At 70.1% G+C, this 12117-nt stretch carries 14 protein-coding genes; 9 read left to right on the top strand and 5 right to left on the bottom strand.

The genetic code is table 11. From position 1 onward, the window contains the following. Positions 1 to 54 precede the first annotated feature (54 nt). From ACIRG5_RS23995 to ACIRG5_RS23985, 3 genes are all read left to right on the top strand, one after another. Positions 55 to 1203 carry an RICIN domain-containing protein gene (locus ACIRG5_RS23995; RefSeq protein ID WP_402908116.1) on the top strand — a complete coding sequence of 383 codons (1149 nt, stop codon included), beginning with the start codon at positions 55 to 57 and terminating at the stop codon, positions 1201 to 1203. 71 nt (positions 1204 to 1274) lie between these two features. Next, positions 1275 to 2528 (top strand): PP2C family protein-serine/threonine phosphatase, encoded by a 1254-nt coding sequence (locus ACIRG5_RS23990; RefSeq protein WP_402908114.1) that lies wholly within the window; start codon positions 1275 to 1277, stop codon positions 2526 to 2528. 452 nt (positions 2529 to 2980) lie between these two features. Next, positions 2981 to 3382, top strand: coding sequence for an STAS domain-containing protein (locus ACIRG5_RS23985; RefSeq protein ID WP_402908112.1), 402 nt, complete (start codon positions 2981 to 2983; stop codon positions 3380 to 3382). 37 nt (positions 3383 to 3419) lie between these two features. On the opposite strand, the gene ACIRG5_RS23980 is transcribed toward ACIRG5_RS23985, so the two are convergent. From ACIRG5_RS23980 to ACIRG5_RS23965, 4 genes are all read right to left on the bottom strand, one after another. Beyond that, complete coding sequence (locus ACIRG5_RS23980) at positions 3420 to 3788, bottom strand: ATP-binding protein (protein ID WP_402908110.1); 369 nt, start codon at positions 3786 to 3788, stop codon at positions 3420 to 3422. A 218-nt stretch (positions 3789 to 4006) separates the two neighbouring features. Beyond that, complete coding sequence (locus ACIRG5_RS23975) at positions 4007 to 5569, bottom strand: hypothetical protein (protein WP_402908108.1); 1563 nt, start codon at positions 5567 to 5569, stop codon at positions 4007 to 4009. Between the two features lie 200 nt (positions 5570 to 5769). Further along, positions 5770 to 6258 carry a GNAT family N-acetyltransferase gene (locus ACIRG5_RS23970; protein ID WP_402908106.1) on the bottom strand — a complete coding sequence of 163 codons (489 nt, stop codon included), beginning with the start codon at positions 6256 to 6258 and terminating at the stop codon, positions 5770 to 5772. Beyond that, positions 6239 to 6796, bottom strand: a complete 558-nt coding sequence (locus ACIRG5_RS23965) for a phosphotransferase (protein WP_402908104.1) — start codon at positions 6794 to 6796, stop codon at positions 6239 to 6241. Before ACIRG5_RS23965 ends, ACIRG5_RS23970 begins: the two co-directional genes overlap by 20 nt. A gap of 253 nt (positions 6797 to 7049) precedes the next feature. On the opposite strand from ACIRG5_RS23965, the gene ACIRG5_RS23960 reads away from it, so the two are divergent. From ACIRG5_RS23960 to ACIRG5_RS23935, 6 genes are all read left to right on the top strand, one after another. Next, complete coding sequence (locus ACIRG5_RS23960; RefSeq protein WP_402908102.1) at positions 7050 to 8597, top strand: PucR family transcriptional regulator; 1548 nt, start codon at positions 7050 to 7052, stop codon at positions 8595 to 8597. Positions 8598 to 8681: 84 nt separating this feature from the next. Continuing rightward, entirely contained in the window at positions 8682 to 9935 is a 1254-nt protein-coding gene (locus ACIRG5_RS23955; RefSeq protein ID WP_402908100.1) for an NAD(P)/FAD-dependent oxidoreductase, read from the top strand. Between the two features lie 7 nt (positions 9936 to 9942). Then, positions 9943 to 10122, top strand: a complete 180-nt coding sequence (locus ACIRG5_RS23950; RefSeq protein ID WP_402908098.1) for a hypothetical protein — start codon at positions 9943 to 9945, stop codon at positions 10120 to 10122. A gap of 124 nt (positions 10123 to 10246) precedes the next feature. Further along, a complete protein-coding gene (locus ACIRG5_RS23945) occupies positions 10247 to 10717 on the top strand; it encodes a GreA/GreB family elongation factor (RefSeq protein ID WP_402908096.1) in 471 nt (156 codons plus the stop codon). A gap of 36 nt (positions 10718 to 10753) precedes the next feature. Beyond that, positions 10754 to 11038: a DUF3040 domain-containing protein gene (locus tag ACIRG5_RS23940; RefSeq protein ID WP_402908094.1), complete on the top strand. Its 285-nt coding sequence runs from the start codon at positions 10754 to 10756 to the stop codon at positions 11036 to 11038. A gap of 51 nt (positions 11039 to 11089) precedes the next feature. Continuing rightward, positions 11090 to 11464, top strand: coding sequence for a hypothetical protein (locus ACIRG5_RS23935; protein ID WP_402908092.1), 375 nt, complete (start codon positions 11090 to 11092; stop codon positions 11462 to 11464). A gap of 6 nt (positions 11465 to 11470) precedes the next feature. Here the strand turns inward: ACIRG5_RS23935 and ACIRG5_RS23930 are convergent, their stop codons facing one another. Beyond that, a complete protein-coding gene (locus tag ACIRG5_RS23930; RefSeq protein ID WP_402908090.1) occupies positions 11471 to 12073 on the bottom strand; it encodes a TetR/AcrR family transcriptional regulator in 603 nt (200 codons plus the stop codon). Positions 12074 to 12117 lie beyond the last annotated feature (44 nt).

The raw sequence follows: 12117 nt of genomic DNA, 5'->3' as shown, positions 1-12117 counted from the left end.
GCGTCGCCCGCCCCGCGGACCACCCCACGTGATCGACCGAGGACGTGAGAACCGATGACCCGAACCACGGTGAAGACGTTCCCCTTGCTGCTCGTGGCGGCCCTCCTGCTCGCGGGCGCACCCCTGCCGTTCCTCGACGCCGGCGCGGCACTGGCCGACGCGGTGGCCTTCTCCAGCACCGTGGTCAACCAGGGCAACGGCAACTGCGCGACCGCACCCTCGGGCGTGGTGCAGCTGACCCAGCGATCGTGCGACTCCACCACCAACCAGAAGTTCACGTTCAGCCCCGTCGCGGGCACCACGGACACCTACACCGTCGGGACCTCGACCGCGGGCAGTTGCGCGGACATCTCGGGCGCCTCCGGAGCGGACAACGCCGCGGTGATCCAGTACGCCTGCCACTCGGACGCCAACCAGCGGTTCCGGTTGCAGGCCGTGACCATCAGCGGGGTCGCCAACACCTTCGCCCTGGTGGCGGTCGGTTCCAGCAAGTGCGTCGCGCCCAGCGGGGACGGCACGGCTACGGGCACCGGCCTGGTGCAACTGCCGTGCGGCTCCATGACGAGCCGGGTGTGGCGAATTCCCGGGTTCTCCTCCGGTCCGCCAACGGGCGACCCGCCGTCGAAGACCGTGCGGGTGCTGTGGCTCAGGCCGTCCGACGTGCCTTTCGACCAGCGTTACCCCGACGGCATCGGGAAGGTCGTGGTCGAGGCGCAGAAGTACTACCGCCAGGAACTGGGCAGGACGTTCACCCTCAACCCCCAGATCGTCGAGGTGGTCGTCGGCGACCACGTCAAGAGCTGGTACGAGAACACGCCCAACGGCCCCGACCGGTACTGGTGGTCGGTGTTCAACATGCAGAACGAGCTGACGCGCAAGAAGGGCCTGCGTTCCCCGGACAGCCGCTGGCTTCTCGTGGGGGAGATCAGCGCCGAGGGACCCGGCGCGGGCGGCGGAGGCGGCAACGGCTGGGTGATCCTCTGCCAGCACGACGCCGACGGCGCCGCCGGCATCGGAGGGCCGATGAACCGCTGGTACGGCGGCATGGTGCACGAACTCGGCCACGCCCTGGGCCTGCCCGATTCCACGTCGACCGACGGCACCCCGATGTCGGCCTCCTTCTACGACTACCCGAACACCCACTTCAGCCAGGCGCAGAAGACCGCGATCCTCAACGGTCCGTACGGAGGTTTCCTGTTCTGACGGCGAGCTTCGTCGTGGTCAACCTCTGCGGGTGATGCGGTTAGGGTGGTCCCGACTGCTCGGAGGTTGCCGTGGATGGCGATGTGTTGCGACCGGGTGATGTGCTGGCGGCGGCCGAGAGCGCACCGCCGGTGGAGTCGGTCGAGGTCGTCGCGCGAGACCTGGCGAAGCGGTTCGAGGCCGTCGACGTGTCGTTCCTGTTGATCGACGTCGGCGATGAGCGGCTGGTGCGGCTGGCCTCGACCACCCGCGATCTTCCTGGGCGCGGCGCGGAGAGCGTTGATCTGCGGGACAGCGTCTACGAGGAAGTGTTGCGCACCCAACAGCCGTGGCAGGGGCCGGACGGCGGCGGTGTGCGGGTGGTGCTGCCGGTGACCAACCGCGGCGACTGCGTCGGGGTGCTGGAGGTGACGGTGCCCTCGATCGACGAGGAGGTGCTGTCGCAGCTGGGGGAGGCCGCGCACGCATTGGCCTACGTCATCGTCACCGACCGCCGCTTCACCGATCTCTACCACTCCGGCAGGCGCACGACGCCGATGAGCCTGGCAGCGGAGATCCAGCACCAGCTGCTGCCCACGGCGTCCTGCTGCGAGGCCGCCCAGTTCACCGTGGCCGGTGCTCTGGTGCCCGCCCACGACATCGGCGGCGACACCTACGACTACGCCCTGGACCGCGACGTCCTGCACCTGTCGATGACCGATGCCGTCGGTCACGACGTGGGCTCGGCGATGACGGCGACTCTGCTGGTCGGCGCGCTGCGCAGGGCCCGCCGGGCAGGCGACGACCTGGTGAGGCAGGCACAGCAGGCCAACCACGCCCTGCTGGACCACCGCCTGGGAGCACTGGCGACCGGGCTGCTGGTGCGCGTGGACCTGCGCGACGGAACGGTCGAACTGGTCAACGCCGGTCACCCGGCACCACTGCTGCTGCGCGACGGCGTGGTGGACGAGCTCGAACTGAAGGTCGACCTGCTCTTCGGTGTCCAACCGCATCCCTACCGGGTGCAACGGCTGAACCTGCGACCCGGAGACCGGCTGATGCTGCTCACCGACGGCATGTTCGAACGCGACGCCGAAGCCGTCGACCTTCCCGCGCTGCTCCGCAACACGGAAGCGCTGCACCCCAGGGAAGTGGTACGAGCGGCGACCAGAGCTGTGAGGCGCGCTTACCGCGATCGTCTCCAGGACGACGCCACCGTGCTCTGCCTGGACTGGCACGGAATCGGCCGCACCGAACGCCAGGCGGACAACGGCGCCGACACGGACGCCGCCTCGCCCTCGCGCCCTCTGCGTCCGGCCGAACAGGCGAACGTCAGCAAGCCCTGACGACGACCGAGTGCGCCCGCCGGAATTCAGAGTCCGGAATCGCTGACGGCGGGGCCGTGTTTCGAGATCTGCCGTTGCGCACAAACCCGTCCGAGATGTGATGTGTTCGGAGATTGATGTCGGTCCGAACAGGGCATCCGGGGCCGCGCTACTTCTGAGAAGAAAGTCGACATCATGCAAATTCAGCACGTTTCGCGTCATGACATCGGCGGCCACGACGAGCTCTTCAGCCACGTCGACGTGGTTCGTGCCGTCTCAAGGCCTGGTACGCCGCCCGCCGCAAATCAGTGGTCCCACGCCGAACTGTTCCGCGAACCGGCCGACTCTCTGCAGAACATCAGCACGAGCGCCTGAACTCGTGGCGCCGGCAGTACGCGGTGCCTGCGTCGCTGCGGTTGTGCGTCTCCGCGTACGGGCATAGCGTAGTTCGCGGTTGCCCGACGGGAGTGGCGATGAACAGCCGGTACAACGAAGCTGTAGACGCACTGACCACCCAGATCGTGGATCACGACGGCGTTGCGATCGTCGTGCTGACCGGCGAAGTCGACATGGTGACGGAGGTCGATCCGCTCGCCGGGGCCATCGCGGCCGTGAAGCGGACCAGTGCCGGTCTCGTCATCGACCTGAACGCCGTCACCTTCTTCGGATCCTCCGGCATCAACCTGCTGGTGGCCGCGCGGCAGCACGCCCGGCTCATGGGCGTCCCGTTCGCTGTCGTCGCAGATCGGCCGGCCGTGCTGAAGCCGTTGGAGATAACGGGGATGGACGTGTGCCTCGCCCTGTTCCCCAGCGTGCCGGACGCCCTGGCGGGCATCCGCGCCCAGCCTTCCGTGCCGCCTCAGTCGCGGCGTTAGCGGGCACCGCCGCCGGTCACCTGGGCGCCGTTGTCGCTCAGGGGGTCGACGGGCAGGGCACCACGGCCCACACGCACTTCCCGACGGCGCGCCGGGCCACGCCCCACTTCTTGGACAGCTGGTTCACCATCACCAGCCCGCGGCCTCGTGCCGAATCAGGTGAGGACGGCCGCAGCTGGGGCGGTACTGCAGAAGCGTCCTCGCTGGCGATGCTGACCTCGCAGGGCTTGGTCGACCTGCGCAGCTTCACCCGTGCCGGGAACCGGCCGTGGTCGTACACGTTGGACACCAGCTCCGTGACCACCAGCAGCACGTCGAGGAGATCGTCCTCATGCAGGTTCGAGAGCACCGACCGAGCCCATCGCCGGACTTTGCCGGTGTCGGGAACAGTGTCGAGAAGTTCCAACGTGTACCACCCGTCAGCAGGTACTCCGTCCATCGTGTTGGGGCTCTGTTCTGCCGACGTCATACCCGTTGAAGTACCTCACCTGAATCGATCGAAACCCATGTCAACGCAATATGACCAGCCAAAGCAACTCTGGTCGAGACCGGTCCAGAAAAACGATTCGTACCTGCCGATGTATCGCGCCCACGCTGTGTGACTGATTCGCCATGACCGGCCGCTCAACCGGCCGAGCCAGGACCGGGCCATTGAGGATCGCCGGCGACCACGGCATTGGTGATCGCCGGGTCGCGGCCCGCCCACCAACCGGCCGCGACGATCAGGGGCAGGCATCCCGCCGCGAGGATCAGACCGATCTGGACGGCGGTCTCGCGCTCGGCGGGCAGGCCCAGCGTCCAGCCGAGGAAAGGTCCGAGGAACGCCAGACCGGTCACCACCGCGACGGCGTCGACCACCGCCGCGCGTGACCGGCGCACCGCCCCCTGCGCCATCGTGAGACCGATGCCGGCGCCGGCCAGACACAGCGGGAGCGCCAGCTTGGGCGCGGTCGTCGTCCCGGAACCGGAGGTGAAGAACACCACCGCGCCGGTGATCGGGACGGCCGCCAGAAGGAGGAAGACCAGCGGCAGCACCACGACCAGCAGGTGTACGAGCCGGGCGGGGGTCCGGCCGGCCGCGACCGACATCCCGATCAGCAGGGCGAGCAGGGTGATCAGTCCGGCGTCGATCACGTCGTCGCCGATCACCTGGCCGAACCCGGTGAGCGGTGCGGGACGGATGTCCAGCCCGGTCGCCGCGACCACGACCGGCAGGCGTTGCCACGTGCCATCGGCGTCGCGAACCGCGAGCCCTTCGACGCCGTTGGCCACGATCACCTGGTGTCCACTGGGGACGGAGCGGACCAGGACGTCCACACTGGCCACCTTGGACACGCGGCTCACTCCGCCGGGAAACGGGTGCTGGCGCTCGACGAACGGCCAGCGCGCGGCCGGCACCTCCCAGACCGTGTGCCAGGTCCGACCGGCGTCGGTCGTCTCGTCGACGCCGAGCATCCGGCCGCCGTGGGGCGTCTGTGCAACGGTGCCGAGGTCACCGCCACCGTGCGCCCGATAGCAGTGCGCGGGGTCGTCGGGCACGCAGGCTTCGAGCTGCTGGCGCTCCGGCAACTGTCCGAGCGGCGTGTCCGGCAGCAGTGTCCACTCGCCGGTACCGGAGCCGGAGGCGTAGAACCGTTCGTTCACCTCGATGATCACCTGCCCGCCCGTGAGCTGCACGGAGTCCACCGACGGAGTCGTGTCGACGGGTGCGGAGGTCGCGGCGATCGCCAGCACCGCGAACGGCATCGCGAGCACCACCCGCAACCGGTGAGCCGGGCCGTCCGGCAGCGGTGGGGCGGCCGCCGCCCGCCGCCAGGCCCACCAGGCGAGGCCCAGCGCGGGCAGCGCGATCAGGTCGCTCGGGTCGGCCAGAACGACCGAGGGTCCGTTGACGATGGACCAAGCCGCCGACGCGACCTCGGCTCCCGTGCGGCTCAGCTTGACCCACGCGAATCCGGCTCCCGTCAGCAGCGTCGCCGCCGCGGCGCCGAACGGGCCGGCGCGGAACAGGCCGAACAACACCCCCAGCACCGCCGGCGCCACCACCAGTCCGGCGACGTCACTGAGTTTGCCGGTGACGACCCCCGGCCACGCCTGTTTGAACACGTGGTCGTTGAGCAGCAGGACCGCGGTTGCCGCGACGGTCAGCGGATGCGCCACCCAGCGCAGGAAGACCCCAGCTCGCATGAGGCCAGCCTGCGTTGCCGTGATCACGGCGACGACTCGGCCCGGCGCCAGATCGGCCTAGGCGAACTCTCGGAGCCGTCAGCCGTGAGCACACCATTCCCGGTCCGCGCCGGCCGGATGACTCGGTCGTCGAGCAACTCCTCGCCACCGCGACATGACGGGGCACGTCGGCCACGCTCAGGGCCACTCCTCGCCGTTCGTCACAGGTCCAGCCACATGATCCGCAGGCCGACCAGCCCCTGGGTCGGATGGCGGAACGCCCTGGGCGCGGTGCCGAGTGTGACGAAGCCGAGGCTCTCGTAGAGGTGGATCGCCGCCGTGTTCGTGTCGACGACGGCGTTGAACTGGATGGCGGCGAACCCGCTGCGCCGCGCCCAGTCGATCATGTCGGTGGTGAGGGCACGGCCCACACCCTTGCCCCGGGCCTCCTCGGCGACCATCAGGGTGCCGGAAGCGACGTGGTTGCCGGGGCCGCCCCGGTTGGCGTACATGTTCGCGGTGCCGAGCACCTGATCGTCGCCAGCCACGACCACTCTCGCCGGTGCGGGCAGCAGCCACGTCCGCCGGGCGTCGGACTCGCTCATGCCGGGGTCGTAGGGGATGGTCTCCTGCTGGGTGATGACGTTCCGGATGATCGGCCAGATCTGCGGCCAGTCGTCCTCGCGGGCCTCACGAACGGTGGGAAGCATGCGGTCCTTCGCCTTCCAGGGCTTGGGTGATCTGGCGGGTGGTCTGCGCGGCGGCGCGGGGTTCGGCCGCGGCGTGGTGGACGTGGGCGTTCAGTCCGGTGGCCGGCGCCCAGCCACGGCCGCGCGTCCAGGCGTTGTCGCCGACCCCGAGCGTGGCTCGCGTCCCGGCTGACAGCACCGTGAAGGCGATGATCAGGCCGAGGGCCGGATCGCCCACCCCGAACTCGCCGAAGTCGATGACGGCACTGAGGCGTCCCTCGGTCGTCAGCAGGTCGCCGGTGTGGAAGTCGCCGTGGCGCCACACCGGATCCTGTTGCGGGGCAGCGAGAGCCGCGTCCCGCAGTTCGGTCGTCCACGCTTGGTCGAACGGGACCTCCGAGATGGCCGACCGCGTCGCCGCGTCCCGTGTGGACGGTGGTGCGGCGATGCCGGTCGGTTCGGCGTCGAACCGGTGCGGCGTCTGGAGGAACCCGGCCGGCGCCTCGGGCGAACCGGACAGTGCCTCGACGGTCGCCACCTCCCCGTTCAGCCGGCCCATCGCGGGAACCGCGTGTCGGCCAACCACCTCGCCGGCGTCGCGTCGATGTTCGGTGTCGCTCCGGCGGACAAGCGCTGCTCCCTGCGGGATGGACGATCAACGGCCGTGGCAGCCTGGCATCGTCCCTCAGGTTCCATCAACCGGTTATCGAGGTGTCGTCACCAGTTCGTGGAGGCTGCCGTCGGGTCGGCGAGGTGCTCCCCGCGGTCTCGGCCTCTACGGTGGCGTGAGCGGTAGGACAGGGAGTTTGCGCATGGTGAGGCTGGACCGGCTGGTCAACGTGCTGGGTGGGTACGGGGTCCGGTTGTGTTGTTGCCCGGTGCCGCGATCGGCGGAGCTGCGTGGAGTCGTGTTGCGGGACGCGGCGGACGACCGCGCCGAGGTCGGCGACGTGTACCTCGCCGTCGGTGCCGGGTCCGTGGCCGAGGCCGTGCGTGCGGCGGTGTCCGCGCGTTCCGTCGTGGTGCTCGTCCGAGGTGGTGAGGAGCTCCTGGCGGACGCCGTCGCGGTGGGGGAGTCCGAGGGTGTCGCGGTGATGCTGGCGGATCCGGCCCTGTCGTGGAGCCAGCTGGCGGGAGTCGTGTACGGCCTGGTGCTCGAGGGCAGGGAGACCGAGTCGGGACGCGGTCCCACCGACCTGTTCGCGCTGGCTGACAGCCTGGCAGCGGCCACCGGCGGCGCGGTGACGATCGAGGACCGGCTGTCGCGCGTGCTGGCCTACTCCGGCCCGCAGCAGGAGGTCGACGCGGCACGCCTGGAGACCATCATGGGCCGGCAGGTGCCCCCGTGGGTTCGCGAGTTGTTCGACGCGGCGGGTGTGCGGACGCACCTGCTCGGGTCCGATGAACCGCTCTTCGTCTCCGGCGAGCCCGCGCGCGGCCTGACCGGGCGGATGGTGGTCGCGGTCAGGGTGGGCAGGGAGTTGCTGGGAGCGATCTGGGTGGCCTGCCCCGCGCCGCTGGAGGGTGCTCGGCGCACCGCGTTGACCGACGGCGCCCGCACCGTGGCGCTGCACCTGCTGCGGTCGCGGGCCAGTGCCGATCTGGAGCGCCAGGTGGAGTCGGAGTGGGTGATCCGGCTGCTGGAGGGCACTGCGGACGCCGCGACGGTGATCAGTCAGCTCGGGTTGCCGCCGGGACCTGCCAGGGTGGTCGCGGTGCGCGCGCACGTCGGGGACGAGCGGCACGCGGCCGTGTTGTTGGCGTTCGAACAGGCGACCACCGGTTTCGGTTGGTCGCGTCCGGGACGAAGTACGTTGGCGGGCAACAGTGTTTACACGATCCTGCCGGGGGAGCGGGTCGCCGCGGCGCGGGAGTGGCTGGCGTCTTTGAGGGCGGCGCTACCCGAGAACGTCACCACGTCGGCGGGAATCAGCGCGGTCGCCGAGCCCGCGGACCTGCCCGCGGCCCGGCAGGAGGCGGACGAGTGCCTGGCACTGCACGAGATGCGGGCCGCGGACACGGCTCCGCCCGCTTACGACGAGTCGTGGGACGAGATCCTGCTGCAGCGTCTGCGCACCGCGGCACGGGTCGGCCGGGCGTCGGCCCGCGGTCCGGTGGCCGACCTGCGCAAGCACGACAGCGAACACGGCACCGATTACGTCGCGACGTTGCGCGCCTGGCTCGAGGCGCAGGGCGATCTGGCGGTGGCCGGTGAGCGGCTTGCCGTGCACGGCAACACCGTGCGCAACCGGCTGCGCAAGATGAGCGAGGTGACGAACCTCGGGTTGGACGACGCCGCCAAGCGGGTCGCGATGCTGATCGATCTCGCGGCGACGGTGTCGGAAACCGACAATCGCTGAGCTGCGATTGTAGGAAGCGGACAACCGGTTCGGCCTCTGTCCCCAGCATCCTGGAATCGAGACAGGCGATGACAGGAGGTCGGGATGGACGAGCGCCTTGACGGTGGTCCGCGCTCAGCGGTGGTGGTCGGCGCGGGCGTCGTGGGGCTGTCCGCGGCATGGTTCCTGCAGGAGCGCGGCGTCGAGGTGACGGTCGTCGACCGGACCGGAGTCGCGGCCGGCGCGTCCTGGGGCAACGCCGGGTGGATCGCACCCGGACTGGCGATCCCGCTGAACGAACCGGCGGTGCTGCGCTACGGGCTGCGGTCCCTGTTCGACCCGGCCGCGCCGCTGCACATCCCGCTGACCGCGGACCCGAAGCTCTGGTCGTTCCTGATGCGCTTCGCCGCCCACTGCCGGTGGCCGTCGTGGACCAGGGCGGTGAAGGCGAACCTTCCCCTCAACGAGGAGAGCGTCGAAGCCTACGACGTGCTGACCGCGAACGGCGTCGAAGCGCCTGCGATCGACGCCCCGATCACCGCCGTCTTCGCCTCTCCCGATAAGGCGCGAGGTCTGGTGCGAGAGCTGGAAAGGCTTGCGGCGGCCGGACAACCGGTCGACCACACCGCACTGTCCACAGCGGACTTGCGTGAGCAGGTCCCCCTGGCGTCCGCCGTCCTCGCCACCGGTGTGCGCATCGACGGGCAGCGTTTCGTCGACCCCGGCGGCTTCGTGCGGGCTCTGGGCCGTGCCGTGGTCGCCCGTGGCGCCACGATCCGTTCTCTGGTGGTGGCCGGCATCCGGTCGGAGACCTCCGGTGTCACCGTGCGGGCGAAGGACGGCGACGCCATCACCGCGGACGTGGCGGTGCTGGCCACCGGTGCCTGGCTGCCGGAACTCGCCGCACGAGCCGGTGTTCGCACGCCGGTCCAGGCGGGTCGCGGGTACTCGTTCACCGTGCCGACGCGGAAGCCCGTCCACGGCCCGGTCTACCTGCCGGAGGTGCGCGTGGCGTGCACGCCCTACCAGGGTGGTCTCCGGGTCGCGGGCACCATGGAGTTCCGCGAGCCGGTCGCGCCGCTGGACGAGGCACGGGTGGACGCGATCATCGCCTCCGTCCGGCCGCTGCTCGACGGGGTGCGGTGGGAGGACCGCACCGACGTCTGGGTGGGTTCCCGCCCGGTCACGCCGGACGGTCGCGCTCTCATCGGCGCGACCAGGATTCCGGGCGTCTACGTCGCGGGCGGGCACGGCATGTGGGGCCTGGCGCAGGGGCCGATCACCGGGCGGTTGCTGGCGGAGCAGATCACCACCGGCAAGCAGCCTGATGCGCTGCGCGAGTTCGACCCGCTCAGGTGACCGCCACGTGGAAACCGAACACACCGACCCGCCGCTGACCGCCGGCGAGCGAGCCGAACTGGCGTGGCTGCGCAAGGAGAACGACTTCCTCCGCGTCCAGCGCGACATCCTCCTGCGCGTGGCCTCCGGCTACGCCCACGACTTCGAAGCGGCGCTGCGCCGCAACGACGGCCAACGCCACCACTGACCCCCTTCCTGTCCGTGCGGGTCGCGGGTCGACGAACCCGGCCCGCGCGGACGCCCCCGCCGTCAGGGCGGTACCTCCCCCCAGACCGCCCTGACGGCACTTACACCTGCCACGGAGGCATGACATGACGAGTACGACCCCGCGCGTGTGGTTGACCCCGCAGGCGCACCACAGGCTCCGCAACGAACTGATGACCCTGCTGTCGCCGGTGCGCAGCCGCCTGGGTGAGGAGTCCAGCGAGTCGGACTTCCTCTCGCAACGGGATCGGGAGGCGCGCATCCGTCAGATCAAGGACCTCCTCACCAACGCGATCGTGGGCGAAGACCCACCAGACGACGGCATCGCCGAACCCGGCATGGTGCTCACCGTCAGCTTTGACGACACCGGTGAGACCGACACGTTCCTGCTCGGGGCACGCGGCGCGGAGCACGGCACGATCGAGGTGTTCTCGCCGGACTCCCCACTGGGAGCGGCGGTGAACGGTGCCCGCCAGGGAGAGCAGCGCGCCTACCGGACCCCCAGCGGAGCCACGGTCCGCGTCACCCTGCTGAACGCGGTGCCCTACGGGCAGGCGCGCGAGGAGGAGGTCCGGTGACACCGGCGCGCTGCGAGCCGGGTCAGGAGGTGTGCCGTGCTCAGTGACCGTGAACGCGAGACGCTGTGCGAGATCGAACACAACCTCAGTGACGAGGACCCGAAACTCGCCGAGGTCTTCGAGGGCGCTCGGCTGCAGGCCCCGCATGAACGCCACCGCCGCTCGTACCTGGCTCTGCTGGTGATCACCGCGCTGCTGAGCGTCCTCGCGATCGCGCTCGGGCACCTGACAGGTGCACTGGCCTGTGCGCTGGTCGCCGGGTGGACCTGGGGCGTGTGGCAGCGGAGGACCCAACCCGGTCGAGACACGCGGACACGCTGAGCCACCGCGCGTCCTGGTCGGACAATCCGCAACGGCAGGAGGAGGCAACAGGTGACGAAGTCGTTCAGCGACGTTCAGAACCCGCCGCAAGGCACCTTTCGACTGCGACTCGCCCCGGACGAGGTCCGGGAACTGCGCAGGTACCTGTCGGTCATCGTGACCAGGGTGCGTGCGGCGATGACGGTCGATCCCGATGATCCGGACCTTCACCCGATCAAGAAACTCACGATCGATCTGGCCGGCGCTCCCGCCGTCCCCGGTGCGCAACTGGTCCTGCTCGTCACGCTGTTGCGCCGCACCCTCGGCGACGGTGTGATCGTCGAACTGTCGGGGGTGAAGCCGACGATCCTCGGGTCGCTGGTCGCGTTCGGCATTCCTCCCGACGTGGCCGTGATCGACTCGCGGGGTCGCCCGTGGACCAACTGAAGACGCCTAGAGCGCTCCGGTCTCGTGAACCGGCGAGCAGGACCGCTGCCCGCCCATGCCCAGGATCAGCGCGACCGCGTCCTCCTGGCACGCCCCCGGTGTCAGAACCTCCTGCAACAGCAGGCCGCGGATCGCGGCGACGGCGACGGTGGCCCTGGTCAGCGCTTCCCCGGCGGCGAGCCCTTCGCGCTCTGCCAGTGAGGCCAGCATCCTGGTGAGATCGTCCAGCGACGAGATGAACTCGCGGTAGTCGTCCGGGCTGTACGCGGCCAGCCCCACGACGTGGAAGAACCCGCGGACGCGCGACAGCTGCTCCGGGCGGGTGTAGGCCCGCCAGATCGCCAGGACGAGGTCGTCGAAGGTGCCCTGCGCGGCGTCGCGGAACAGCGCCTCGTTGTCGCGGGTGCGCTGTGCCGCGAGCACGGCCGCCAGGACACCCGTGAGCGACCCGAAGTGGTACCGCAGGAGCGCGTGGCTGGTCTCGGTACGGGCCGCGATCTCGCGGAGTGAGGTCTCCGGTGGTGGAAGGCCGTCGTCGAAGACGTCGAGGAGCCGCGCCAGGAGGCGCTCGCGGGCATCGCCGCTGCGTGCCGTGCTTGACAGGACCACCCCCGTAGTTTATCCATTGGACAAGTAATTTATCCATTGGAAAA

Origin of the sequence: Lentzea sp. NPDC102401, from assembly GCF_044765805.1 — a bacterium.
Lineage (GTDB): Bacteria > Actinomycetota > Actinomycetes > Mycobacteriales > Pseudonocardiaceae > Lentzea > Lentzea sokolovensis.
Note: the sequence above shows the minus strand (reverse complement) of the source record. Positions and strands in the feature narration are given on the sequence as shown.

Excerpts from the sequence above, each read along its gene's own strand:
- ACIRG5_RS23995 (WP_402908116.1), top strand. The coding sequence starts at position 55 with ATGACCCGAACCACGGTGAAGACGTTCCCCTTGCTGCTCGTGGCGGCC.
- ACIRG5_RS23985 (WP_402908112.1), top strand. The coding sequence starts at position 2,981 with ATGAACAGCCGGTACAACGAAGCTGTAGACGCACTGACCACCCAGATC.
- ACIRG5_RS23975 (WP_402908108.1), bottom strand. The coding sequence starts at position 5,569 with ATGCGAGCTGGGGTCTTCCTGCGCTGGGTGGCGCATCCGCTGACCGTC.
- ACIRG5_RS23970 (WP_402908106.1), bottom strand. The coding sequence starts at position 6,258 with ATGCTTCCCACCGTTCGTGAGGCCCGCGAGGACGACTGGCCGCAGATC.
- ACIRG5_RS23965 (WP_402908104.1), bottom strand. The coding sequence starts at position 6,796 with ATGGGCCGGCTGAACGGGGAGGTGGCGACCGTCGAGGCACTGTCCGGT.
- ACIRG5_RS23960 (WP_402908102.1), top strand. The coding sequence starts at position 7,050 with ATGGTGAGGCTGGACCGGCTGGTCAACGTGCTGGGTGGGTACGGGGTC.
- ACIRG5_RS23955 (WP_402908100.1), top strand. The coding sequence starts at position 8,682 with ATGGACGAGCGCCTTGACGGTGGTCCGCGCTCAGCGGTGGTGGTCGGC.
- ACIRG5_RS23945 (WP_402908096.1), top strand. The coding sequence starts at position 10,247 with ATGACGAGTACGACCCCGCGCGTGTGGTTGACCCCGCAGGCGCACCAC.